The sequence below is a fragment of the Achromobacter xylosoxidans genome, assembly GCF_001457475.1.
Taxonomy (GTDB): Bacteria; Pseudomonadota; Gammaproteobacteria; order Burkholderiales; family Burkholderiaceae_B; genus Achromobacter; species Achromobacter xylosoxidans.
Genome location: NZ_LN831029.1, coordinates 3,399,990 through 3,422,727, shown reverse-complemented (window position 1 = coordinate 3,422,727; position 22,738 = coordinate 3,399,990). Strand labels below are relative to the sequence as shown.

The following is a 22,738-nucleotide window of genomic DNA, read 5'->3' as shown; positions in this document are numbered from 1 at the left end:
GCTTGTGCGTGTAAATGATCGCGAGAGGCGGGGCGTTGCAGAAGCTAAAAAGAATTCTCAAGAAAATCGGCAGCAAGAACGGCGTGCGGCTGATGTTTCTCCTCGGGTATCTTCTCGCTTTCGGTATCCCATTTGCCTATGCCTATCTGGCCAAGCCTCCGGCAGAGAGCGACATGCGCGTTTCGGAAGGGACGGCGCATTTTCAGTACCGCATCAAGCGAGGTTACATGCTTATGGTGGATGGGCATGACTACACCTGCGGAGGGCAATATCTGAACGCCAACCCCGACTGCTTCAATGATGGACGCACAAGGCATGTTCATCTTGAGGGGAAGACGGTCAAGGTCGTCTGGTTCGCACAAGCTGCCCCGGTGTTTGGGGAGGTCAGGCGAGTGGCGGACATATTGCACGAAGGAGTCAGTCAACTTCCGCCGGGATACTTGAAAAGAACACTTGAATATGAACGGACCAGTGCAACGGAGGATGCGCTGATAACCTTCACCGTAATGCTGCTCATACTTCTGTTCTGTGAGTGGATGGATCGGATAAGGATCAGAAACGAGCGCAGATTCGGTTAAGACCGCCCTAAATCCGCCCCTTCCACGGAATCGCGAATTTCTCCAGATACCGCACCAGCAGATCAAAGGTAAAAGCGAACACGCCGATCACGATGATGCCCATGATGACCGTGTCGCTGGCCAGGAACTGCGCCGCGTTCAGCACCATGAAGCCCAGGCCGCGATCCGCTGCCACCATCTCGGCGGCGACCAGCGTGGTCCAGCCCACGCCGATGCCGATGCGCATGCCGGTGAAGATCTCGGGCATGGCGGCCTTCAGGATCACGTGCCAGACGATCTGCATGCGGCTGCCGCCCATGGCGTAGGCGGCGTGGATCTGCTCGATCGACACCGAGCGCACGCCGGCGCGCGCGGCGATCGCCATGGGCGCGAAGATAGCCAGGTAGATCAACAGGATCTTGGGGAATTCGCCGATGCCGAACCAGATGATGATGAGCGGCAGATAGGCCAGCGGCGGCAGCGGGCGGTAGAACTCGATCGGCGGATCGAAGATGCCCCGGGCGTAGCGGTTCACGCCCATCAGGATGCCGACCGGAATGGCCGTGGCGCAGGCCAGGAAGAAGGCCGAGAACACCCGCGTCAGGCTGGCCATGGCGTGCTCGGCCAGGGTCGAGTTGGCTACGCCCTCGGTCATGGCCGACACGAACTTGCCGTACACCGCCTGCGGCGATGGCAGGAACAGCGGCTTGACCCAGCCGGCATTGGTGGCCAAAAACCACAGCGCCAGCAGCGCGATGCTGGTCAGCAGGCTGATGTGGCCGCTGTAGCCGGCGCCCGGCGCGCCATACACCTTGCCGGGCGCGGCGGGCCGGCGGCCGCCCAGGCCGCTAGGCATGGACGGCCTGCGCGTCGGAGGCGGCAAACTCGTCGCCATAGATGATGCCGAGGACTTGCTCGCGCATCGCGATGAAGTCGGGACTTGATTTGATGCCGCGGCCATCGCGCGTCTCCAGGTAGCGCCGGTTGAAGTCCGGCTGGAAGGTGTGGGTGATGCGTCCCGGGCGCGGCGACATGACGATCAGCCGCGAGCCCAGGAACAGCGCCTCTTCCACGCTATGGGTGATGAAGAAGAACATCTTGCCGGTCTGGCGCCAGATATCCAGCAGCAGCTCCTGGATGGTCTCGCGCGTGAGCGCGTCGAGCGCCGCCATCGGCTCGTCCATCAGCAGCATGGCCGGATCGCAGGTCAGGGCGCGGGCGATGCCCACGCGCTGCTGCATGCCGCCGGACAGCTGGTAGATCATGTGGCGGTGAAAGTCCTTCAGGCCCACCAGCTCCAGGTTGCGGCGCGCGCGGGCGCGGCGCGTCTCCTTGTCCACGCCCTGCAGCTTGAGGCCGAATTCGGTGTTCTCCAGCACGTTCAGCCAGGGCAGTAGCGCATGCTTCTGGAACACCACGCCGCGGTCGGCGCCAGGGCCGATGATGGGGCGTCCGCCCAGCGTGATCTCGCCGTCGGTGGGCGACAGGAAACCGGCCAGCAGGCTCAGCAGCGTGGTCTTGCCGCAGCCCGAGGCCCCCAGCGCGACGACGAATTCGCCGGGCTCGATGGTCAGGTTGACGTCCTGCAGCGCGATCACCGGTCCGCTGTCGTGCAGGCCGGGGTAGGTGACGCTGACGTGGTCCGCGCGCAGGGCCTGCGCGGCGGGCGTGGCGGGAGAGGTCATGCGAGGTCCCCTTGCATGGTGCGGCGCCCGCGGGCCAGGCGGGGGCGCCGGGACCGGACGCGGCTTGCGGCGCGCGTCCGGCGCGTGGCCGCGGCTATTTGGCGGCCGCTTTGGCGTATTGGTCGGTGACGTGGGCGCTGTAGTCGGCCAGCGCCTTGTCGATCTGCTTCTGGTCCTTCAGGAATTTCGCGCTGGCGGCGAAGGCGCGCGCCGCGCCCGATTCCTTGCCGCCGCCCAGCCATTCGGGCGAGGCCTGTTCCTGGGCGGTGGGGAAGGTCAGCAGCTTGAGCGCGGTGGCGACGTCGTCGGGCTTGCCGCCGATCAGCTTGACGATGCTCTTGACCTGCGCCGAGTCGGCGGTCCAGGCGGCGGGGTTGGCGCGATAGGCGGCGTACGACTTGGCCAGCACGGCGGTGAAGGCGGCCATGAACTTGGGGTTCTTGGCGGCCCAGGCGCGGTCGACCACCAGGCCGTCGAAGGTCGGCACGCTGGCGTGGCCGATGGCTTCGGAGTCGGCGATGACCTTGCCCGTCTTCTCGATCTCGGTCAACGCGGGCGGCCAGACGTAGGCGGCGTCGATGTCGCCGCGCTGCCAGGCGGCCACGATCTGCGGCGGCTGCATGTTCAGGATGCGCACGTCGCGCGGGTTGATCTTCCAGACCTGTTCCAGCCCCACCAGCAGGTGGAAGTGCGAGGTCGACACGAACGGCGTGGCGACGCGCTTGCCCTTCAGGTCGGCGGTGCCGTTGATGCCCGAGCCGTTGCGCGCCACCAGCGCTTCCGACTTGCCGATGTTGTCCAGGATCCAGAACAGTTGCAGGTCGACGCCGCGGGTGGCGGCCGAGGTGATGCCGGTGGAACCGAGCACGCCGACCGGCACGTTGCCCGAGGCCAGCGCGGTGGAAATGTCGCCGCCGGAGGTGAACTGGCGCCAGTCGACCTGGTAGCCGGCGTCTTTCAGGGCGGCATCGAAGCTGCCGTCGGCGATGGCGGTCAGGAAGGGGCCGACGATGAGCTGGTAGCCCACGGTCAGGCGGGTCTGGGCGTGGGCGGGCGCGGCCAGCAGGGTGGCGGCCAGGCCGGCCAGGATGCCGCGGCGGATGAGGCGGTATAACGCGTTCATGGTGATCTCCGGGAGAGAATGGGCCGCGCCCCGACGCGACCGGCTTGTGCCGGTGCGGCCTGTGGTGCCAGTTTGCCCGGATGGGGCCACAGCGCTAGGGCCAGATGCCGTATTCGATAGGAGCCAAGGGGGCTGCCCCGCCTTGGGGCGGCGGCCCGGGCGTCCTACGTCTTTCGGGGGAGAGCGGGCGGAAAAGGGTGCGAGCCGGGCGGACCCTTGCCGGCAGGTCTCGCCGTGGCCGGCGATCCCGCTCGTCGCGCTAGAGCCTGAAATGCCGCCGCAGGGTCTGTTCCAGCAGGTCGGTGGCCGGGGCGGTTTGCGCCGAGGCCGCGCGCAGCAGAACGATCTCATGCGCGGCAATGGCCGGCAGCGTGTCCAGCACCCGCATGGCGCTTGTCACCCGCGAGCGATCGATCAGGCTGACGGCCAGGCCCGACTCGACGCAGGCTTCGACCGCCTGGCTCGACGGACTGCTCAAGACCGTCCGCCAGGCCAGGCCCGCGCGATCCAGGCTGGTGGTCATTGCCTCCCGGTAGGGGCAGTGCGCCGCGTGCAGGGCCAAGGGCAGGGGATCGGGCAATGGCGTCCCCAGCCTGGCGCTTCCCGCCCACACCGGCGTGGGCCAGGCCAGTGAATGCGGGTCCGGCCGCCGGGCCATCGCTTGCGCCGCCAGCGCCAGATGCAGGCGACCGCGGCCGACCTGGTCGCGCAGCGCCAGGCTGGGCGCCGTCGTCACTTCCAGCACGACGCCCGGCCAGTCCGCGGCGAACAGTGGCAGGATGTCGCGGATGACGTGGGCCGCGTACTCGTCGGGCAGGCCCAGCTTGATACGCCCGGCAAGCGCCGTCCCCTGGATGCCGCCCAGTACCCGGTCGTGCACGCGCAGCAGCTCGGCCGTGCCGCCCAGTACGCGCTGGCCCAGGGGCGTCAGCGTCACCGACTGGTTGTCGCGCTCCAGCAGCCGGCCGCCGACCACGGCCTCCAGCCGCTGGATGTGGACGCTGACCGCCGCCGGACTGCGGTGGACGTGCTCGGCCGCGGCGCGGAATTGTCCCAGCCGGGCCACGGCATGGAACGTGCGCAGCAGGTCGATATCCAGTGATTGGTTCATGATTTCGATTTTGTGAACGAGGCGGCAAATATATTTTGATTTATTTGATTATGGCCTGGCCTTAAGGTCAAGGTCATGAGAAAACCATCGATGCCCCACCTTGCCATGCCCCGCGGGGATGCCTGCAACGCCGCCTCCGCGCCAATCGCGGTTCGGCGGACCGCCCCGGCCGCCGTGCCGCTGTTGGCGCTGGAGGCCGCGTTGGTCGTGACCTGGAGCTCGGGGTTCGTCGGCACGCGCTTTTCCATCGACCACGGCTCGGCCTTCCTGGTCGTGTTCTGGCGCTGCGTGTTGGTCGCGCTGGCGCTGTTGCCCTGGGTGGCGGGTCCGTTGCGGCGCACGCCGGCGGCGCTGCTGTTGCGCCACGCCGGCATCGGCCTGCTGGCGATGGCCGGCTACCTGGCGGGCGTCGCCAAGGGTATCGAATACGGCGTGCCGGCGGGGTTGGCCGCGCTGATCGCCGACCTCTTGCCGATCGGCACGGCGCTGCTGGGCGCCGGGCTGCTCGGCCAGCGCCTGAACAGGCGCGCCTGGCTGGGCTTGCTGCTGGGATTGCTGGGCGTGATCCTGGTCACGCGCGATGCCCTGGCCTGGGGCGGGACGCCGCTATGGACCTACGGCCTGCCGTTGCTGGGCATGCTGTCGCTGGCGCTGGCCACCCTGTGGCAGAAGCAGGCCGATTCCCCCGCGTCCATGGGGCTGCTGTCCAATCTGTGGGTGCAATGCGCGATTTCGGCGGTGGCCTTCGCCGCGCTGGCGGGCAGGGAAGGCAGCCTGCTGCCGGTTGCCAGCGCCGGGTTCGCGCTCAGCGTGCTGTGGACAGCGGCGCTGTCGACGCTGGGCGGCTACGGCCTGTATTGGATCTGCCTGCGGCGCTCGTCTCCCACCCGTGTCGCCAGCGTGCTGTACCTGAGCCCGGCGGTTACCCTGGTGTGGGCCTGGGCCATGTTCGGCGAGCCGCTGTCCTGGCTGATGCTGGTGGGCACGGCCGTGTCGGCGTGCGGCATCTGGATGGTCGTGCGGAACGAACCGCGCTAGCGCTTGCTTCGCGCGCCGACAAAAAAGCCGGCCCCGGAGGGGCCGGCCATTCCCGGGCGGCGCCAGGCGCGCTTCAGCGGATCAGGCTGAGGAACTCGGCGCGGGTCGACGGGTTGTCGTGGAATTCGCCCAGCATCACCGACGTGACCATGGACGAATTCTGCTTTTCGACGCCGCGCATCATCATGCACATGTGCTGGGCTTCGATGACCACGGCCACGCCGGCGGCGCCGGTGACGGACTGCACCGCCTCGGCCACCTGGCGGCTGAGGTTTTCCTGGATCTGCAGGCGGCGGGCGTACATCTCGACGATGCGCGCCACCTTGGACAGGCCCAGCACCTTGCCGTTGGGCAGGTAGGCCACATGCGCCTTGCCGATGAAGGGCAGCATGTGGTGCTCACAGAGCGAATACAGCTCGATGTTCTTGACCAGCACGATCTCGCGCGTGTCGGAGGTGAACAGGGCGCCGTTGACGATCTCTTCCAGGTTCTGGTTGTAGCCGCGGCACAGGTGGCGCATGGCCTTGGCCGCGCGCGCCGGCGTGTCCGCGAGGCCTTCGCGGGATGGGTCTTCCCCCAGTGCTTCGAGAATGGCGGTGTAGTGACTTTCCAATGACATGGGAACTCCTGGGGGCTGCGCGCCGGCGATGGCGATGAACACGCAAGTCTACTCCAGCGCGGGCCGGCTTCGCAGCCGGAAACCCGACGGATGGAGGGGTTATACGCCGCGGTTCTCGACCGCGTACTTGATCAGTTCGGCCTGGCCGTCGATGCCCAGCTTGCGCTTGATGTTCAGGCGATGGGTTTCGACGGTGCGCACCGACAGGCCCAGCGCCTGGGCGATCTGCTTGTTGGCGTGGCCGCTGGCGATGTGGCGCAGCACGTCGCGCTCGCGCTGGGTCAGCAGGGTGGCCGGCGCGCTGGCCTGCGACAGGCGCAGCGACACGGCGGCGCTGAAGTAGGTGCGGCCGGTCATGACAGCGTCGATGGCCGCCAGGATCTCCTGGGCCGGCTCGTCCTTGAGCAGGTAGCCGCGGGCACCGGCGCGCACCGCCTGCACCATGTATTCGGCGTTGTCGTGCATCGACAGCACCAGCACCGCGATCTGCGGATAGCGTTCATGCAGTTGCGCGGTCAGTTCCAGCCCGCCCACGCCCGGCATGTTCAGGTCCATCAGCACCAATTGCGGCAGGGTGCCGCCCAGCGGGTCCTCCGCCAGGCAGGCCTGCAGGAAGGCCAGGGCGGCGGCGGCGTTGCCGGCTTCGCCCACCACTTGCAGGTGCGGCACGGTCTCAAGGCGCAGGCGCAGGCCGTCGCGCACCAGCGGGTGGTCGTCGATCAGCAGCAGTCGGATGGGGGAGCCAGGGTCGGTCATGCGGGTCTGGAAACGTCGGGGGTGGGCGGCGGCAAGGGCAGCCAGGCCTGCAGGGTGGTGCCCTGGTCGGAGGTATGGAAACTGAGGCTGCCGGACAGCGCGGTCATGCGTTCGCGCATGTTGCGCAGGCCGATGCCGCGGCGCGGATCCTGCTGCACTTCGGCGTAGTCGAAGCCGCGGCCGTCGTCATGGATGGTCAGGCGCAGGTCGCGTTCGGTGTATGCCAGCGTCAGGTCGGCGCGGCGGGCGCCGGCGTGGCGCACGACGTTGGTCAGGGCCTCCTGGGTAACGCGGAACAGGGCGGTGGCGTAGGCGTCGGGCAGCTTGACGGGGCGGCCCTGCGTGGCCAGCCGCACCGTCAGGGGCGCCGCGCCATCCTGGCTGGCGCCGGCGAATTCCCGGCCCAGGTGCTCCAGCGCGGCCGGCAGGCCCAGGTCATCCAGCAGGGTCGGGCGCAGGTTGTGCGAGATGCGCCGCACTTCGCCCACCGCGGTATTGAGGCGATCGAGCGCGCTGCCCAATGGCGTGTCGATGTGCGCCAGCGCGCGCGGCTCGGCCCCCAGGGCCTGGCGTACCCGTTCGCGCGCGGCTTCCAGCGCCAGCTTGATCGACACCAGCACCTGGCTGATGCCATCGTGCAGCTCGCGCGACAGGCGGGCGCGTTCGTCTTCCTGCGACCGCACCAGCTGCTGCGCCATCAGCCGCAGCTTGGCGTCGGACTGACGGTGGTCGCTGATATTGAGCGCCAGGCCGCAGGCGGCCACGCCCAGGATCGAGACGGCGGCGATGCCGGCGACCCAGGCGAACATGTTGCGGATGTTGGACTGGGCGGCGGCGTCGATGTGCGCCAGGGTCTGTTCGACGTCGTCCAGGTAGATGCCGGTGCCCAGCATCCAGCCCCAGCGTTCCAGCACCACCACGTAGCCGAGCTTTTCCACCATCTGGTGGGTCGAGGGCTTTTCCCACTGGTAGTGCACCGCCTCGCCCTGGCTGCCGCCGCGGCGGGCGGCCGTCAGCAGGTTCTGGATCACCGGCTGGCCGTGGGTGTCGCGCAGGTTCCAGAGGTCGCGGCCGACCAGTTCGGGCTGGCGCGGGTGCATCAGGTTCCGCCCTTGCAGGTCGTAGACGAAGAAATAGCCGTCGTGGCCGAATTCCATCTGCGCCAGCAGCGCCAGCGCGCGCTCGCGGGCGGCGTCGCCGTCGCTGGCGTCCTGCAGCGGGGCGATGGCGCTGTAGGCCAGGCTGACATAGTGGCGCAGCTCGCTTTCCTTGCTGCCCAGCCAGGCGCTTTCCACCACCTCTTTTTCGCGCTGCGCCAGTTGCAGGCCCTGCACGTAGACGGCCACGGCAATGGCCGCCAGCGCCACCAGCAGGGGGACGGCGGCCAGCAGCAGGATTTTCAGACGCAGCTTCATCAGGGGATTTGTATCAGCGCGGATTGCGCGTGTTGCGGTGCATCAAGAGAATGGGGCCACGCAACTCATGCGGGTTTGCGGTCGATTTTACGATCGCGGCGGCAAATATGCTGCGGCGCATTCGGTAGTAATACGTAGAGGGCTTGCGTAGTTTCGCGCTTGTTGCGGCCAGGCCAAACCGAAATACTAACGCCCGCGTCGACCGGACGCCGCGCGGACGCCTGCGTCCGCCACCCTACAACAACGAGTCTGCCCACCCGCGGGACGAAAAAAGCGTTGCACGCCAAAAGCATGGCGGGAGGCAAGAGGAGCACTTATGCATACCAGCAGTAAGGGACTGGGTCAGCACCTGGTCTGGCTGGCGGTTGCGGTATTGGGCGCGTTCGCGCTCGGCACCGTGGCGCTGGCCAGGGGTGAGACCATCAACGCGCTATGGGTGGTGATCGCCGCCGTCTGCGTGTACTTGATCGCATACCGCTATTACAGCCGCTTCATCGCCAACAAGGTGTTCAGCCTTGACCCGACGCGCATGACGCCGGCCTGGAAGTACAACGACGGCCTGGACTACGTTCCGACCAACAAGCACGTGCTGTTCGGCCACCACTTCGCCGCCATCGCCGGCGCCGGCCCGCTGGTCGGCCCCGTGCTGGCCGCGCAGATGGGCTACCTGCCGGGCATGCTGTGGATCCTGGCCGGCGTGGTGTTCGCCGGCGCCGTGCAGGATTTCACCATCCTGTTCATCTCGACGCGCCGCGACGGCCGTTCGCTGGGCGACCTGGTCAAGTCAGAGCTGGGCAAGGTCCCGGGCGTGATCGCGCTGTTCGGCGCCTTCATGATCATGGTCATCATCCTGGCGGTGCTGGCGCTGATCGTGGTCAAGGCGCTGACGCACTCGCCGTGGGGCACCTTCACGGTGGCCGCCACCATTCCCATCGCGCTCTTCATGGGCGTGTACCTGCGCTACATCCGTCCGGGCAAGATCGGCGAGGTCTCCATCATCGGCTTCGTCGGCCTGATGGCGGCAATCACCTTCGGCCAGGACGTGGCCGCGCATCCGGTCATCGGCCCGATGTTCGACTTCGACGGCAAGGGCCTGACCTGGATCCTGATCATCTACGGTTTCATCGCCTCGGTGCTGCCGGTGTGGCTGCTGCTGGCCCCGCGCGACTACCTGTCGACCTTCCTGAAGATCGGCACCATCGTCGGCCTGGCCATCGGCATCGTGGTGGTCGCGCCCGAGCTGAAAATGCCGGCGCTGACGCAGTTCGTGGACGGCTCCGGTCCGGTGTGGTCGGGCAACCTGTTCCCGTTCCTGTTCATCACCATCGCCTGCGGCGCGGTGTCGGGCTTCCATGCCCTGATCTCCTCGGGCACCACGCCCAAGCTGATCGAGAACGAAACCCAGGCCCGCTACATCGGTTACGGCGGCATGCTGATGGAATCGTTCGTCGCCATCATGGCGCTGGTGGCCGCCTGCGTCATCGAGCCGGGCATCTACTACGCCATGAACAGCCCGGCCGCCGTCATCGGCACCACGCCCGACCAGGTCGCCCAGGTGGTGTCCAGCTGGGGCTTCGTGATCACCCCGGCCGACCTGGTGCAGACCGCCAAGGACGTCGGCGAAAGCACCATCATCTCGCGCGCCGGCGGCGCGCCGACGCTGGCCGTGGGCATGGCGCACATCCTGCACCAGGCCATCGGCGGCCCCAGCATGATGGCGTTCTGGTACCACTTCGCCATCCTGTTCGAGGCGCTGTTCATCCTGACGGCCGTGGACGCCGGCACCCGCGCGGGCCGCTTCATGCTGCAGGACCTGCTGGGCACCTTCGCGCCGTCGCTCAAGCGCACCGAGTCGCTGCCCGCCAACCTGATCGCCACCGGCCTGTGCGTGGCGGCCTGGGGCTATTTCCTGTACCAGGGCGTGGTCGACCCGCTGGGCGGCATCAACACGCTGTGGCCGCTGTTCGGCATCGCCAACCAGATGCTGGCCGCGATCGCGCTGACGCTGGGCACCGTGGTGCTGTTCAAGATGAAGCGCGACCGCTACGCCTGGGTCACCGTGCTGCCGACGCTGTGGCTGCTGGCGTGCACCCTGACCGCAGGCTGGCAGAAGGTGTTCCACGCCGACCCCAAGGTCAGTTTCCTGTCGCACGCGGCCAAGTACAACGCCGCCATCGCCGAAGGCAAGGTGCTGGCGCCGGCCAAGTCGCTGGCGGAAATGTCGCGCGTCGTGATGAACGACTACATCAACGCCGGCCTGTGCGCGATCTTCATGTTCGTGGTGATCAGCACGGTGCTGTTCGGCATCCGGTCGGTCATGCGCGCCCGCGCCGAGAACCAGCCGACCGCGCGCGAGACGCCCTACGAAACCCTGCCGGCCGCCGCGGCCGCCGGCGCGGACTGAGCCCGGGAGGCGCCGCCATGCTGTTTTCCAACATGACCTCGGCGGCCGGCGCCGCCGGCCGCTACCTCGGCCAGACGCTGCGCTTGATGGTCGGCGTGCCCGACTACGAGAACTACGTCGAGCACATGCGGCGCACCCACCCCGACCAGGAGCCGATGAGCTACGAGGCGTTCTTCCGCGAGCGCCAGGATGCCCGCTACGGCGGCAAGAAGCGCATCGGCTGCTGCTGAGGGGACGCGCGCCGCTTGCGGCCGCCATGCAAAAGGCGCCGGCTTTGTCCGGCGCCTTTTTCTTTGGCCAAGTGTGTCTGCCGCCCCTGTCTGCCGCCCAGGTTCCGCCGACCGCGTCTTGCCGGCAGTGGCCGCGGGCGCGGCTGCCACTGGCGAGTCGTGGCCGCCGGGGGCGGCGCCAGCGGCTAGCGCGCGTGCTTCTTGGCTCCGGCCACGCAGATCACGGCGGCCAGCGTCACCAGCAACATGCTCCAGCTGACCTGTTCGTGCAGCAGCAGCGCCGCCAGGCCCAGGCCCATGAACGGCTGGAACAACTGCAGCTGGCCCACCGCGGCGATTCCGCCCTGGGCCAGCCCGCGGTACCAGAACACGAAGCCGATCAGCATGCTGAACAGCGACACGTAGGCCAGGCTGATCCAGCCGGCCGCGCTGACATGGGCGAAGGAGGGCGGCAGGGTGAACAGCGCCAGCGGCAGCATCACCGGCAAGGACAGCACCAGGGCCCAGCTGATGACCTGCCAGCCGCCCAGCGTGCGCGACAGCTTGGCGCCTTCGGCGTAGCCCATGCCGCAGACCACGATGGCCGCCAGCATCAGCAGGTCGCCCTTGAGCGAAACAGCCAGGCCGCCCATCAAGGCGTAGCCGACCACGAAGGCCGCGCCCGCCACCGAGAACATCCAGAACGCCGGCCGCGGGCGTTCACCGCCGCGCAGTACCGCGAAAATGGCGGTGGACAGCGGCAGCAGCCCCAGGAACACGATTGAATGGGCCGAGGTGACGTGCTGCAGCGCCAGCGCCGTCAATAGCGGAAAGCCCAGCACCACGCCCAACGCCGTCAGGGCCAGCGCGGGCAACTGGGCGCGCCCAGGCCGCGGCTGGCGCAGCAGCCACAGCAGGGTCCAGCCCAGCACGGCGGCAATGGCGGCGCGGGCGCAGGTCAGGAAGATGGGGTCCAGTTCCGCTACCGCCACCCGCGTCGCGGGCAGCGAGCCCGCAAAGATCGCCACGCCGATGAAACCATTGATCCAGCCGCTTGTTGCCTTGTCCATGTACCGCTCCGGTCAAAACGCCAGTGAAGCATTTCCTGCTCGTTTTCCCTATAGACAGTCCAGTACAATTCAAAATAACTGTTATGCAATACGGTCCAGTACGGTGGAAGGGGAAGCCATGAAACAAGGCGGCACGCGGATCGAGGCGGTCATGGCGCAGGTGCGCTCGCGCATCGCGGCGCGCGCCTATCTGCCGGGCGCGCGCCTGCCGTCGGTGCGGGCGCAGGCGGGCGCCATGGGGGTGTCGGTATCGACGGTGGTCGAGGCGTATGAACGCCTGGCGGCGGAAGGCAGCATCACGTCGCGGCCCGGCTCGGGCTTTTACGTCGCCGGCCCGGTGGCGCCGCTGGCGCTGACCGAGATCGGCCCGCGGCTCGACCGCGAGATCGATCCGCTGTGGGTGTCGCGGCAGTCGCTGGAGGCCGCGCCCGACGCGCTGCGGCCCGGCTGCGGCTGGCTGCCGAGCGCCTGGATGTACGAGGCGGGCATCCGCCGCGCATTGCGCGCCCTGGCCAAGGCCGATTCCCTGGCGCTGACCGAGTACGCCACGCCCCTGGGCCACCCGGGCCTGCGCCAGGTGCTGTCGCGGCGCCTGGCCGCCGCCGGCATCGAGACCACGCCCGAACAGGTCATGCTGGCCGAGTCCGGGACCCAGGCCATCGACCTGATCTGCCGCTTCCTGCTGGAGCCGGGCGATACCGTGCTGGTGGACGATCCCTGCTATTTCAACTTCCATGCCTTGCTCAAGGCGCACCGCGCCCGCGTGGTCAGCGTGCCCTATACGGCGCAAGGCCCCGACGTGGCGCGCTTCGAGGCGGCGCTGCGCGAGCATGCCCCGCGCCTGTACATCACCAACTCGGGCATCCACAACCCCACCGGCGCGACGCTGTCGCCGCTGGTGGCGCACCGCTTGCTCAAGGCGGCCGACGGCGCCGGGCTGGTGATCGTGGAAGACGACATCTTCGCCGACTTCGAGAACGCGCCCGCGCCACGGCTGGCGGCCTTCGACGGCCTGTCGCGCGTGATCCAGATCGGCAGTTTCTCCAAGACGGTGTCGGCTTCGCTGCGCTGCGGCTTCATCGCGGCGCGGGCCGACTGGATCGACAGCCTGGCCGACCTGAAGATCGCCACCACCTTCGGTGGCGGGCGCCTGGCGGCCGACGTGGTGTTCCGCACGCTGACCGACAGCGGCTACCGCAAGCACATGGAATGGGTGCGCCAGCGGCTGGCCGAGGAACGCGAGCGGACCACCGCGCGCCTGGCAGCCCTGGGCATCGTGCCGTGGCTCGCGCCCAAGGCCGGCATGTTCCTGTGGTGCCGCCTGCCGGCCGGCGTCGACGCGGCGACGGTGGCGCGCGCCTGCTTGCGCGAAGGCGTGGTGCTGGCGCCGGGCAACGCCTTCAGCGTGTCGCTGAGCGCCGGGGACTGCCTGCGGTTCAACGTCGCGCAGTCCGGCGATCCGCGCGTGTTCGAGACGCTGGCGCGGGCGCTGGAGGGCAGCCGGGCGGGCTGAGCGGTCCGGGCGGTTCGCGCCGCGCGGCTGCCCGACGCGGGCCCGGCCTCAGGCCGCCCGCGCGCGCTTTTCCGCCGCCAGCACCAGCGGAATGGCGCAGGCCGCGCACAGCGCCATCACCAGGAAACCGCCCGGCGCGTAGGCGCGATACAGCGCGCCGCCCAGCTGGATGCTGCCGAACATGAACACGCCGCCCGACAGCAGCGCGTACAGCGCAATGGCCGAGGTCTTGCAGGCCGCCGGCACGCGGCGCGCGATGTACCACATGATGGCGGCGTTGTTGCCCGCCAGCGTGAAGCATTGCAGCAGCTGCAGCGCGGCGATCCAGGCCGGGTCGGTGGTGGCCGACAGGCCGGCCCAGCGCAGCGCCGTCATGGCGGCCGAAACCAGGATCAGCCACTGCGCGCCGACCCGCGCCAGCACCTTGGGCGCGAGGAAGAAAAACAGCACTTCGCTGGCCACGCCCACCGCCCACAGCATCGAGATCAGCGCCGTCGACAGGCCGCGATCGGTCCAGTAGAGCGTGGAATACGAATACAGGAAGCCGTTGCTGGCCTGCACCAGCGAGGCGGCGCCGATGCACAGCAGCAGCGGCCGGTCGCGCAGGATCTCGCGCATCGGCAGCCGCACGCGCTCGGCGGGCGCCTCGTCGGCGGCGGGACGGGCCGCCCGGGGCAGCAGGCGCACGCAGGCCAGGCAGGCCACGATCAGCAGCATCGACAGCCACATCACCCAGTCGGCGCCGAAGGTCTTGATGAGGTAGCCGCCGGCCACCGTCACCAACGCGAAGCCGAGCGAGCCGCAGGCGCGGATGATGGTGTAGGAGTTGCCCTGGCCGCGGCCGCTGGCGATCGCCATGCGGTCCAGCAGGGGCAGCACCGCCGGGAACACGGCGTTCAGCAACAGCGTGACGCCGAACAGCCAGGCGGGCGCCTGGCTGAACGGATAGCAGATGAACAGCGCCAGCGAGGCGGCCAGCGCGGCGAAGATCAGGCCATGCGCGCCGCCGCGCTGGTCGGCGACGTGCGCCACCACCGGGGTGGACAGGATCTTGGGCAGGAACGAGGTCGCCACGATCAGGCCGATCAGCGCCGGATCGAGTCCGCGGCCGGCGAACCACAGCGGAAGAAAGGGAATGCTGACGCCCTGCAAGCCGTAGTACAGGAAGTAGAACCCATGCAGGGCGATAGCGCCTTGCCGGGCGTCGGGGTTGCCGCGCATAGCGATGTGACGGGAGTGTGGCCGTTGTGAAGCGCCGTAGCATACTCCTTCCGCCGGGCCGGCTTGGCGGCGCCGGCGATCCCTCCCGCCCGGGGCGCGGCGGCGCTACCAGGGCAGGGGCGCCGCCTCGCCGTTGGCGTGCTCGCCGTAATAGAGCGACGGCAGGAAGCGCGACAGGAAGGTGAACTCCGTATAACAGTGGCGCAGCAGGTTCAGCCCCAGCGCGTCCGGCACGGCCTGTTCCGGCCGTTCGCCCGACAGCCCCAGGTAGAAACGGCTGCGCAGCACGCAGCCGAACGGCGTGTCGCGCGTCAGGTGGATCATCTGGCCGTCCATCGGATCGCCGTCCGGGTCGAGCTGGACGTGGTCGCCAAAGCCAATGCGCGCATAGACGGCCGCCGACACGTCCTGGCTGTCCTGCGCCGCGCGCAAGCGCTCGGCGTCGAAGGCCTCTGCGGGCGCGTGGAACTTCAGCCTGGCCGCCACCGGCGGCAGGTCGGCCAGCGACTCGACCGCGTGGATCGAGGCGCCGATGTAGTTTTCACCCCGGCGCCAGGCGCTGTCCCAGCCGCGGTGCTCGACGTGGTCCTGCGGATGCCACCACTTGATGTGCTGGGTGGTCTGGAAGAATTTGAACCACCAGTCGAACATGCGGCCCTTGCAGCCGTGCAGGTCGGTGCGCGCGGCCACCACCAGGCCGCCGCCGGGCAGCCGGGTGATGCCGGTCTCGAGCCTGAGCGGCGCGGGGTCGAGCAGACTGTCCATGTCGGCGCGGATGTGCGCCGCGTCGGGATGCGGGGAGGTCATTGCGTAGGCTCCGAGAGGGGGGGGGAAGGCGGATTCTACAATAAAGAAACGTTATTCGTTTCCAAAATAAGCGTAGCGTGTAAGATCGCACTTCATTCACAGGAGCTCCTCCCGACCATGGCATCGTCCCCCTCGCCGCGGCCGCGCGGCCGTCCCGCCCGGCCCGACGCCGAATTGCGCGCGGCCGCGCTGGAGGCCGCCACCTGGCTATTGCTGAACCAGGGCTACGCCGCGGCCACGCTGGAAGCGGTGGCCAAGCGGGCCGGCATGGCCAAGAAAACCGTCTACCGCTTCGCGGCCAATCGCGAGGACCTGGTGGCGCAAGTGGTGCGCGGCTGGACCGACACATTCGAGCCGGTGATGGCGCAGGATGTCGGCAGCGCCGCCGATGTGCTGCCGGCCCTGGCGCGGGTGCTGCAGGCGATCGCCGATCGCGCCTTGTCGGCCGACGCCGTCGGCATGTTCCGGCTGCTGACCGCCGACTTTCCGGCGCGCGCGGCGCTGTTGGCGGTCTACCAGGAAAATGGCATCGAGCGCGGCACCGCGATGCTGGCCGCGTGGTTCGAGAAGCTCGCCGCGCGGGGCTTCATCCGCATCAGGCAGCCGCGCGAGACGGCCGGCCTGCTGCTGGCCATGACCATCGCCGAGCCGTTGCGGCAGATGGCGCTGGGCCTGGCCCAGCCGCTGCCCCAGGGCTCCATCGCGGATCGCATCCAGGCTTGCGTGGCGTTGTTTGCCGGCCAGGGCGAAGTGTTCGCGGTCAGGTCCGGCGCGGCCGTGGACTAGTCGCGAGCGGCCGCCACCGCCGTGGCGCCGACCATGGCGGCGATCTCGGCGACCATGGCGCGGGTCAGGCGGCCGGTTCCCAGGCGCCGCAACAGCGCTTCGCGCGCCACGGCAAAGACAATGGCCTGTCCCAGAATGGCGTGGGCGCGCAGGATGCAGCCGCGGCTGTCGGGCGCTTCCCCCCGGATGACGGCGACGCGCCGCGTCACCGCTTCGTGCAGGGGCATGAACAGCACGGCGTGGATGGCTTCGAATTTGGGAGTGGGTTGCAGCTGTTCGCGCGCCAGCAGCAGGCTGCGGGCGGCGGACGCCTCGGAATCCAGCAACGCGGCCGCGAAGCCGCGCATGATCGCTTCCAGTTGCAGCGCCGCGTCGGCTGCTGTGCGGGGCGCGGCATCCGGCCAGTCCAGCCGTTCGGCGATGGCTTGCGCCGTCTGCTCCAGTACGGCTGCATAGACGCCTTCCTTGCCGCCGAAATGATACGGAATGGCGGATTGGTTGACGCCGGCGGCCTGCGCCAGCTGGCGCGTGCGCACGCCTTCGAGGCCCAGCTGGCTGAAGAGGGCCAGTCCGGCCCGCAGCAACCGGTCGCGCGTGTCGGCGGCGCGCTCGGTGGCAGGGGATTCAGTCGTCGATGTACTCATGTGCGTTCTTGCTTCGCGTGTCTTCGGCCTGGGCCGGCACGGGGAAGGCCCCCCGGCCGCGCGCCAGGATAGCAGGGCCTGGGTCCGCGCCGGCGATCCTGGCGGCGAAGGCTAGCCGTCGGCGAGCATCAGCCGGGTCGAATTCCGGTTCAGGGCGATGCCGCCATTTTCACCCACGATCACCGTGCCGCCGATGTTGGCCAGATGGCGCCCGAAGCCGCAGTTGGGCTCGAACGCGAAGCACATGCCGGCTTGCAGCGGAAGATCCCGGCCCACGGTCGGCAGGGGCCGCAGTTGCGGATAGCGCGCGGCCTCGGGCAGGGATTCTATCCCCGGCGCGGTGCCGAAGCCCACCGGACCGTAGGGGTTGATGCTGTGGACCAGGGGATGCACGTGCCAGCCGCCGGATTCCAGCAAAGGCGCCTCCATGGCGTCGACCAGATCGCCAAACGTATTGCCCACGCGCAGCGCCGCCAGGCCGCTTTCATAGCAGGCGCGGGCGACGTCGGCGGCGCGATGGATGTCCGGGTGGACCTCGCCGATCGCCACCGCCGCCTGGTGCTGCGTTTCCATCAAGCCATAGAGCGCGAAGATCTCCGACAGCACGATGTCGCCCTCGCGCAGCAGCCGGGGCCGCTGCGACCGGTACTGCCACGCGGGCGGTCCCCAGCCGACATACTCCGGGCCGGTTCCCAGCAGCACTTCGGCGGTGTAGCCGCCCATGGCGAAGCAGGTGGCGGTGACGGCGGCCACCAGGTCGGCTTCGCTGACCCCCGGCCGGGCCGTGGCGCGCAGTGTTTCGCTCATGGCCTCGCCGATATGGGCGGCGTAGCGGACCAGGCCGAGTTCTTCCTCGCTCTTGACCGATGCCAGCCGGAAGAAGGCTTTGTACACGGGGACGAGTTCCGCCTTGGGCAAGGCCTGCGCCAGGCCCTGCAGGGTGCGCGCGGGCAGGGCGCCGTCGAAATAGAAGGGCGGATAGGGTTCCAGCCCGATGATGCCGACGCGGCTGCCGTCCAGCCCGCGTTCAGCCAGCCAGGCGCCGACGTCGCGGCCCGTCTTGCCCACGTACAGCTGTTCCGGCGCGATCCATTGCAGGTCGCCGCGCAGCGCCGACTGGATGTGGTCGGCGATCATCAGCGAGGCGAAGGTATAGACCCTGGGCGCTTCGTCGCCGATGAAGACCACCAGCGATCCGGGGCGGTCGTTGCTGAAATAGCAATCGGGCGAAAAACCGGCGGGCGCGGCCGCTTCGCGGTCGCCATAGACGACCAGCGCCTGCAGGCCTTCGGCCCGCATGAGGTCGCGGGCCAGGTTCCAGCGCCGGTTTCTTTCCGCCAGCGACAGCGGGGCGGGAGGGGTGTTCATGCGTGTTCCTTGGTTTGGGTCGGGATGTACAGATTAATTCATTCAAATGAATGAATCAAGGCGACTATCAGGCCCGGTGCGACGGCGAGCAGCCGGTTTGCGTTTGTCCCATTGGCAAAGCGCCCGTACGGGATTACCCTGGGGCGTGGCGGCGCGATCGATCGCGCCGCGCGCGTGTTTTCCGAATCATTTCCAGGAGCTGCGATTCATGGCCAAGAAACTGAATGAGAAGACCACCAAGGCGGCAAAGACGCTGCGCAAGCGTCCGCTGGCGACCCCCACCGACCTGGCCGCCGCCGCCACCCGCGACATCTCCGCGGTGCTGAACCAGGTGCTGGCCGACGTGTTCGCGCTGTACCTGAAGACCAAGAATTTCCATTGGCACGTCAGCGGGCCGCATTTTCGCGACTACCATCTGCTGCTCGATGAACAGGGCGACCAACTGTTCGCCATGACCGATCCGATCGCCGAGCGCATCCGCAAGATCGGCGGCACCACGCTGCGTTCCATCGGCCATATCTCGCGCAGCCAGCGCATTGCCGACAACGACGCCGACTACGTGCAGCCGCTCGACATGCTGGCCGAGCTGCGCGAAGACAACAAGACCCTGGCGGCCACGCTGCGCGAGGCCCACAACGTTACCGACGAACATCGCGACATCGCCAGCTCCAGCCTGATCGAGAACTGGATCGACGAGACCGAGCGGCGTACCTGGTTCCTGTTCGAGGCCAGCCGGCAGGGCGACAGCACCGGCCATTGAGCGGCGCTTGCGAGAGCCCGGGGGCGCTCACGCCGCCCGGCGCCCTTCATGTGGCGGGGCCCGGCGTCAGCCGTCCCGCCCAAAACCGCCGCTGGCCCATTCCTGGGCGCGCCGCACGTTCAGCTTGTACGTCGGCGCAACCTGGATCCGGGCCAATTCGTCGCCCGATTCATCGTAGGCGCTGAGCACGGCGTAGGGCTCGTCTTCGTCCGGAACGATGTCCAGCTTGATCGTCAGGCGGCCGTTGGCGCCGTCGATCTTCACGCTCTTGTGCAGCGTGGCGTGCAACTGCTGTTCGTGGCGGCGCAGGACTTCGTTGGCGGTCTTGACCAGGGTGGAGAACGCGGGGCCGTCCAGCGGCTTGGGGTTCTTCTTGTCGCGGCCCATGGTCCAGGGCCCCACCAGCGCCGGTTCGGCCTGCCCGTCCAGGGTCATCTCGACGGCCCAGCCGTCGTCGTCCTCGTTCTTGATGATGCGCGCGGTCCAGCCGTCGTCGCGCCACAGCGTGGCGGTCTGTTCCTTGCGGTATTCGGACACGTCGGTGTCCGGCGTGGGGGAGTCATTCACTGCGGTGCTTTTCCTGGATGCATGGATTCAAGGCCGCGGCAGTCATGGATGCCCGCGGCACCCCCGCACTGTAGCGCAATGGCGGCGCCGTTTGCCCGCGCCCGGCGCCGCGGCGTGCCGCGGACGTCACGATCGCGACGCCCGCGGCCTGGCCGGCGCTGGCCTAGAAGCGCATGGCCAGCTTGAACAGGCCCGACTGCTGCCGGTTGCCGCCGCCGAACTGCGCGTCGTAGGCAACGCCCGCGGTGGTGTTGCGCGTGATGGCCATTTCGGCGCCCAGCCCGACCACGGCGGCGTTCTGCGCGATCGGCACGCCCCGCACCGAGAACGTGCTGCCGCCGTCGAAGGCCAGCTCCTGGCGCGGCTTCACGTCGCCCATGGCGTGGCGCCAGCCCAGCGATGCGGTCAGGCGGCCCGGCGCGCCGTGCGAGTCGAAGCGCCATGAGCCGCGCATTCCCAGCGTGGTGCTGGTAACGTCGTCCGAGCCGCCCTTGCCGCGCAGCGCGGCGCTGCCGCCCGATTCCTCGAAATCGCGCGTGCGCAGCTGGTTCCAGGCCAGGCCGGCAAAGGGTTCGATGGCGTAGGCGTCATTGAGCGGCAGGTGGTAGCCGAGTTCGGTGAACACCTGGGTCGACGAGGCGCGATACGACGACTTGAGCTGCTGGTTCAGGCTGCCCGCGGCCACGTTGCGCTTGGTGTCGATGTCGTGCCAGGTGTAGGCCGCGCCCGCCATGAAGCGGACGTGGCCGGGGCCGGCCGCGAAGTTGCGCCCGCCGAACAGGGTCGCGGTGTAGCTGTCGACGTCGGTGCGCGACGCGGCATCGGCGACCGAGCTGTGGCTGCCCGTGTAGCCGAGCGCGCCGCCCAGGCGCCAGCCGCCGCCGACCGCGCCGTCGCCGCCGACGAAGAAGCCGCCGGCCGACTGCTTCACGCTCGATGCGTTGCCGTCGCCGCCGAGCGTGCTCCAGTTGCCGAAGGCCTGGGCCCAGAGCGGCGAGGCGCCGCTTTGCGGCAGGGCGTCGGCGGAAGGCGAGCCCAGCTGGGCGGTGGGCTGGCCGGCGCGCATGGGCGCGTCCAGGTTGCCGCGCAGGTGCTCCAGCGGCAGCGCGCGCACGGTGTCCGCCTGGCCTTGCAGCACCGAGGCGGTGCTCGCGTAGGCTTCACCCGCGAGCAGCTTGAGGGCCGATCGCGCTTCGTTCGCCGTCATCGACAGCACCGCCGTGGTCACCTGGCGCGCGCCGGAACCCTGGACCGACGCGTTGCCGCTGCCGATGACGGCCGATCCGCCACCCGGCGACGCGTCATTGCCGTTGGACGGCGAACCGTTGCCGTTGGACGACGAGCCAGTGCCGGCCACGGGCGGGTCTTCCTTGTCGAGGGCTTCGCCCACGCTGCTTTCGTTGCCGCCATTGCCGATGCTGCCGATCGGGACGTCATTGCGCGTCAGCGTCATGTAGGCGTTCTTCGTGTCGTAGCTGAGCGTGGGCGTAAGGAAGGCATAGGCGCTGGAGGCGCCCGTGAAGCGGCCCTGGATGCCGCCGTCGGCGGTCAGGATGTTGTAGGTGGCGCGCGGCGCATAGTTGCCGGCCGGCCCGATGTGCGCCACGGTCCCGTCCAGGCTGGCGATGCCGGTGACGTGGATGCGATCGCTCGCGCTGCTGGCCGGGTCGGCGTGCACGCGATAGATCGTGTCCGCGCCGAAGGTGAGGTTGCCGTTGATCGTCAACGTGCCGATGGGCGAGCCGTCATTGCCGGGCGCGATGACGGCGGTGGGGTAGAGCGTGGTGGCGCCGAGTTGGCCGACACCCGCCAGCACGACTTCGCGGCCGATGTCGACGGGGCCGTTCAACTTGCCGTCGATTTCCAGGGCGCCGTCGGCGATCAGGATGGGGCCGCTCAGGCCGCTGCTGTCGGCGGTCAGGATCAGCGACCCCGGGCCGGTCTTGACGAAGCCTTGCGTGCCTTGCAGCGGGTTGTGGATGGTGTCGACGAACTGGCCGGAGGCATAGGTGCCGTCGCCAACCACCAGGGCCGGCGGATTGCCGCCGTTGCCGACCAGGGTGATGGGCGCGCCTTGCAGGGTGTAGCGGTCGGTGGCGAACTGGATGCCGGACACGCGCACGGGGCCGGCGCCGCCATCCACCGTGACGGTGCCGGTCGCGCCCGCGAATATGGCGTAGCCGCCGTCGGGCAGCGCGCCGGTGGCATTGGCCGGGCTGTTCCAGTTGGCGCTGGCGGCGCTCCAGGTGCCGTTGCCGCCGCCCGCGCGGGTCGCCGACGCCACGCCGTTGCCGTTCCACAGATTGGTCGTGCTGGGGCCCAGGATGAGGTTGATCTGCTTGTCGCCGGTGAGCGACTGGATGGTCGCGGCCGGCAGCGAGTCGCCGCTGACCGTGCCCAGCGTCAGGCCGTTGCCGCTCAATGTGCCGCCGTACGACAGGATGCGGTAATAGCCGGCGTTGACGCCCAGGGTGTTGACCGACACGTTCAGCGTGGTGTTGTTCAGGGCGACGTTGCCGCCGACCGTGATGTTGTCGCCGGTGCCGGGTTGCGTGATCGGCAGGCCCGCGTAGCCGGTCTCGAAATCGAACACGGCGTTGTTCATCGACAGGTCGCCCTTGACGACGAGGTTGCCGTTGGACACGCCGGTCGGCGTGCCGACCGGGTACCCGGGCGCGACGCGCGCGCCCGTCACGTCGAGATTGCCGTCGATCGTGCCGAAGCCCGACACCGTGCCGTTCGACGCGGCGTTGACGTTGCCGGCAAGGGTGACGCCGGCGCCGCCGCCGTTGCCGCCCACCACCAGCGTGCCGCCGTTGACGTCAATGCCGCCCGGCAGGCTGGCCGAGCCGTCGAACACCTGGGTATTGCCGGACGTCACCGTCAGGTCGGCGGCCATGGCGGCGCCGCAGCAGGAGGTACTCAATGCGACCGTGGCCGTCAGCCACTTGTTCGTGCGGTAAGTCAAGACTGGGATCCTTTTTGTCGCGGCCCAGCGTGTGGAATCCATGCGTATCCGCCCGCGGAAATACGGTTTCCGTGCGCGGAAATATTTTGTATGGATTCGACTGGCCCGTAGAAAAAG

General features: G+C 68.8%; 21 protein-coding genes. 7 read left to right on the top strand and 14 right to left on the bottom strand.

What is annotated here, in order from left to right; translation table 11 throughout:
* Positions 1 to 35: 35 nt before the first annotated feature.
* Entirely contained in the window at positions 36 to 578 is a 543-nt protein-coding gene (locus AT699_RS15435) for a hypothetical protein (RefSeq protein ID WP_131728527.1), read from the top strand.
* A gap of 7 nt (positions 579 to 585) precedes the next feature.
* Here the strand turns inward: AT699_RS15435 and AT699_RS15430 are convergent, their stop codons facing one another.
* The 4 genes from AT699_RS15430 to AT699_RS15415 all read right to left on the bottom strand — a co-directional run bounded on the left by AT699_RS15430 (position 586) and on the right by AT699_RS15415 (position 4,476).
* On the bottom strand, positions 586 to 1,413 hold the full coding sequence (locus AT699_RS15430; protein ID WP_024069011.1) for an ABC transporter permease subunit: 828 nt from the start codon (positions 1,411 to 1,413) through the stop codon (positions 586 to 588).
* Positions 1,406 to 2,242: a taurine ABC transporter ATP-binding protein gene (locus tag AT699_RS15425; protein ID WP_024069010.1), complete on the bottom strand. Its 837-nt coding sequence runs from the start codon at positions 2,240 to 2,242 to the stop codon at positions 1,406 to 1,408. The genes AT699_RS15430 and AT699_RS15425 overlap by 8 nt, the downstream gene beginning before the upstream one ends.
* 94 nt (positions 2,243 to 2,336) lie before the next feature.
* Complete coding sequence (gene tauA, locus AT699_RS15420; RefSeq protein WP_006387208.1) at positions 2,337 to 3,365, bottom strand: taurine ABC transporter substrate-binding protein; 1,029 nt, start codon at positions 3,363 to 3,365, stop codon at positions 2,337 to 2,339.
* Between the two features lie 259 nt (positions 3,366 to 3,624).
* Positions 3,625 to 4,476, bottom strand: coding sequence for a LysR family transcriptional regulator (locus tag AT699_RS15415; RefSeq protein WP_024069009.1), 852 nt, complete (start codon positions 4,474 to 4,476; stop codon positions 3,625 to 3,627).
* A gap of 90 nt (positions 4,477 to 4,566) precedes the next feature.
* Between AT699_RS15415 and AT699_RS15410 the strand changes: the two genes are divergently transcribed.
* Positions 4,567 to 5,514 (top strand): DMT family transporter, encoded by a 948-nt coding sequence (locus AT699_RS15410; RefSeq protein WP_232254227.1) that lies wholly within the window; start codon positions 4,567 to 4,569, stop codon positions 5,512 to 5,514.
* 73 nt (positions 5,515 to 5,587) lie between these two features.
* Here AT699_RS15410 and folE read toward each other — a convergent pair whose 3' ends face one another.
* From folE to AT699_RS15395, 3 genes are all read right to left on the bottom strand, one after another.
* Positions 5,588 to 6,133 (bottom strand): GTP cyclohydrolase I FolE, encoded by a 546-nt coding sequence (folE, locus tag AT699_RS15405; protein WP_026383761.1) that lies wholly within the window; start codon positions 6,131 to 6,133, stop codon positions 5,588 to 5,590.
* A gap of 99 nt (positions 6,134 to 6,232) precedes the next feature.
* Positions 6,233 to 6,889: a response regulator gene (locus AT699_RS15400; RefSeq protein ID WP_006387204.1), complete on the bottom strand. Its 657-nt coding sequence runs from the start codon at positions 6,887 to 6,889 to the stop codon at positions 6,233 to 6,235.
* Positions 6,886 to 8,304 (bottom strand): cache domain-containing protein, encoded by a 1,419-nt coding sequence (locus tag AT699_RS15395; protein WP_024069007.1) that lies wholly within the window; start codon positions 8,302 to 8,304, stop codon positions 6,886 to 6,888. Before AT699_RS15395 ends, AT699_RS15400 begins: the two co-directional genes overlap by 4 nt.
* Before the next feature lie 316 nt (positions 8,305 to 8,620).
* Between AT699_RS15395 and AT699_RS15390 the strand changes: the two genes are divergently transcribed.
* Both AT699_RS15390 and AT699_RS15385 read left to right on the top strand, forming a co-directional pair.
* Positions 8,621 to 10,708: a carbon starvation CstA family protein gene (locus AT699_RS15390; RefSeq protein WP_020927887.1), complete on the top strand. Its 2,088-nt coding sequence runs from the start codon at positions 8,621 to 8,623 to the stop codon at positions 10,706 to 10,708.
* A gap of 17 nt (positions 10,709 to 10,725) precedes the next feature.
* Entirely contained in the window at positions 10,726 to 10,938 is a 213-nt protein-coding gene (locus tag AT699_RS15385) for a YbdD/YjiX family protein (RefSeq protein WP_006387201.1), read from the top strand.
* Between the two features lie 185 nt (positions 10,939 to 11,123).
* On the opposite strand, the gene AT699_RS15380 is transcribed toward AT699_RS15385, so the two are convergent.
* The gene (locus AT699_RS15380) at positions 11,124 to 11,987 is read right to left on the bottom strand and encodes a DMT family transporter (protein ID WP_006387200.1); all 864 of its coding nucleotides are present in this window, start codon (positions 11,985 to 11,987) and stop codon (positions 11,124 to 11,126) included.
* Between the two features lie 118 nt (positions 11,988 to 12,105).
* On the opposite strand from AT699_RS15380, the gene AT699_RS15375 reads away from it, so the two are divergent.
* Positions 12,106 to 13,500: an aminotransferase-like domain-containing protein gene (locus tag AT699_RS15375; protein ID WP_006387199.1), complete on the top strand. Its 1,395-nt coding sequence runs from the start codon at positions 12,106 to 12,108 to the stop codon at positions 13,498 to 13,500.
* 48 nt (positions 13,501 to 13,548) lie between these two features.
* Here AT699_RS15375 and AT699_RS15370 read toward each other — a convergent pair whose 3' ends face one another.
* Both AT699_RS15370 and AT699_RS15365 read right to left on the bottom strand, forming a co-directional pair.
* The gene (locus AT699_RS15370; RefSeq protein WP_024069006.1) at positions 13,549 to 14,721 is read right to left on the bottom strand and encodes an MFS transporter; all 1,173 of its coding nucleotides are present in this window, start codon (positions 14,719 to 14,721) and stop codon (positions 13,549 to 13,551) included.
* Positions 14,722 to 14,826: 105 nt separating this feature from the next.
* Entirely contained in the window at positions 14,827 to 15,528 is a 702-nt protein-coding gene (locus tag AT699_RS15365; RefSeq protein ID WP_024069005.1) for a DAPG hydrolase family protein, read from the bottom strand.
* A 117-nt stretch (positions 15,529 to 15,645) separates the two neighbouring features.
* Here AT699_RS15365 and AT699_RS15360 point away from each other — a divergent pair, with 117 nt between their 5' ends.
* Positions 15,646 to 16,314: a TetR/AcrR family transcriptional regulator gene (locus tag AT699_RS15360; protein WP_020927882.1), complete on the top strand. Its 669-nt coding sequence runs from the start codon at positions 15,646 to 15,648 to the stop codon at positions 16,312 to 16,314.
* Here the strand turns inward: AT699_RS15360 and AT699_RS15355 are convergent.
* Both AT699_RS15355 and AT699_RS15350 read right to left on the bottom strand, forming a co-directional pair.
* Positions 16,311 to 16,958 (bottom strand): CerR family C-terminal domain-containing protein, encoded by a 648-nt coding sequence (locus tag AT699_RS15355; RefSeq protein WP_006387195.1) that lies wholly within the window; start codon positions 16,956 to 16,958, stop codon positions 16,311 to 16,313. The genes AT699_RS15360 and AT699_RS15355 overlap by 4 nt on opposite strands.
* 111 nt (positions 16,959 to 17,069) lie before the next feature.
* Positions 17,070 to 18,326 carry a M24 family metallopeptidase gene (locus AT699_RS15350; RefSeq protein WP_024069004.1) on the bottom strand — a complete coding sequence of 419 codons (1,257 nt, stop codon included), beginning with the start codon at positions 18,324 to 18,326 and terminating at the stop codon, positions 17,070 to 17,072.
* Between the two features lie 208 nt (positions 18,327 to 18,534).
* On the opposite strand from AT699_RS15350, the gene AT699_RS15345 reads away from it, so the two are divergent.
* Positions 18,535 to 19,086 carry a Dps family protein gene (locus AT699_RS15345; RefSeq protein WP_006387193.1) on the top strand — a complete coding sequence of 184 codons (552 nt, stop codon included), beginning with the start codon at positions 18,535 to 18,537 and terminating at the stop codon, positions 19,084 to 19,086.
* A gap of 66 nt (positions 19,087 to 19,152) precedes the next feature.
* Here AT699_RS15345 and AT699_RS15340 read toward each other — a convergent pair whose 3' ends face one another.
* Together AT699_RS15340 and AT699_RS15335 are read right to left on the bottom strand one after the other, a co-directional pair.
* Positions 19,153 to 19,653, bottom strand: a complete 501-nt coding sequence (locus AT699_RS15340) for a hypothetical protein (protein WP_006387192.1) — start codon at positions 19,651 to 19,653, stop codon at positions 19,153 to 19,155.
* A gap of 163 nt (positions 19,654 to 19,816) precedes the next feature.
* Positions 19,817 to 22,621: an autotransporter family protein gene (locus AT699_RS15335; protein WP_024069003.1), complete on the bottom strand. Its 2,805-nt coding sequence runs from the start codon at positions 22,619 to 22,621 to the stop codon at positions 19,817 to 19,819.
* Between the last annotated feature and the right edge of the window lie 117 nt (positions 22,622 to 22,738).

Coding starts and splice junctions, on each gene's coding strand:
- AT699_RS15430 (WP_024069011.1), bottom strand. CDS start 1,413: ATGCCTAGCGGCCTGGGCGGCCGCCGGCCCGCCGCGCCCGGCAAGGTG.
- AT699_RS15425 (WP_024069010.1), bottom strand. CDS start 2,242: ATGACCTCTCCCGCCACGCCCGCCGCGCAGGCCCTGCGCGCGGACCAC.
- tauA (WP_006387208.1), bottom strand. CDS start 3,365: ATGAACGCGTTATACCGCCTCATCCGCCGCGGCATCCTGGCCGGCCTG.
- AT699_RS15415 (WP_024069009.1), bottom strand. CDS start 4,476: ATGAACCAATCACTGGATATCGACCTGCTGCGCACGTTCCATGCCGTG.
- AT699_RS15410 (WP_232254227.1), top strand. CDS start 4,567: ATGCCCCACCTTGCCATGCCCCGCGGGGATGCCTGCAACGCCGCCTCC.
- folE (WP_026383761.1), bottom strand. CDS start 6,133: ATGTCATTGGAAAGTCACTACACCGCCATTCTCGAAGCACTGGGGGAA.
- AT699_RS15400 (WP_006387204.1), bottom strand. CDS start 6,889: ATGACCGACCCTGGCTCCCCCATCCGACTGCTGCTGATCGACGACCAC.
- AT699_RS15395 (WP_024069007.1), bottom strand. CDS start 8,304: ATGAAGCTGCGTCTGAAAATCCTGCTGCTGGCCGCCGTCCCCCTGCTG.
- AT699_RS15390 (WP_020927887.1), top strand. CDS start 8,621: ATGCATACCAGCAGTAAGGGACTGGGTCAGCACCTGGTCTGGCTGGCG.
- AT699_RS15385 (WP_006387201.1), top strand. CDS start 10,726: ATGCTGTTTTCCAACATGACCTCGGCGGCCGGCGCCGCCGGCCGCTAC.
- AT699_RS15380 (WP_006387200.1), bottom strand. CDS start 11,987: ATGGACAAGGCAACAAGCGGCTGGATCAATGGTTTCATCGGCGTGGCG.
- AT699_RS15375 (WP_006387199.1), top strand. CDS start 12,106: ATGAAACAAGGCGGCACGCGGATCGAGGCGGTCATGGCGCAGGTGCGC.
- AT699_RS15370 (WP_024069006.1), bottom strand. CDS start 14,721: ATGCGCGGCAACCCCGACGCCCGGCAAGGCGCTATCGCCCTGCATGGG.
- AT699_RS15365 (WP_024069005.1), bottom strand. CDS start 15,528: ATGACCTCCCCGCATCCCGACGCGGCGCACATCCGCGCCGACATGGAC.
- AT699_RS15360 (WP_020927882.1), top strand. CDS start 15,646: ATGGCATCGTCCCCCTCGCCGCGGCCGCGCGGCCGTCCCGCCCGGCCC.
- AT699_RS15355 (WP_006387195.1), bottom strand. CDS start 16,958: ATGAGTACATCGACGACTGAATCCCCTGCCACCGAGCGCGCCGCCGAC.
- AT699_RS15350 (WP_024069004.1), bottom strand. CDS start 18,326: ATGAACACCCCTCCCGCCCCGCTGTCGCTGGCGGAAAGAAACCGGCGC.
- AT699_RS15345 (WP_006387193.1), top strand. CDS start 18,535: ATGGCCAAGAAACTGAATGAGAAGACCACCAAGGCGGCAAAGACGCTG.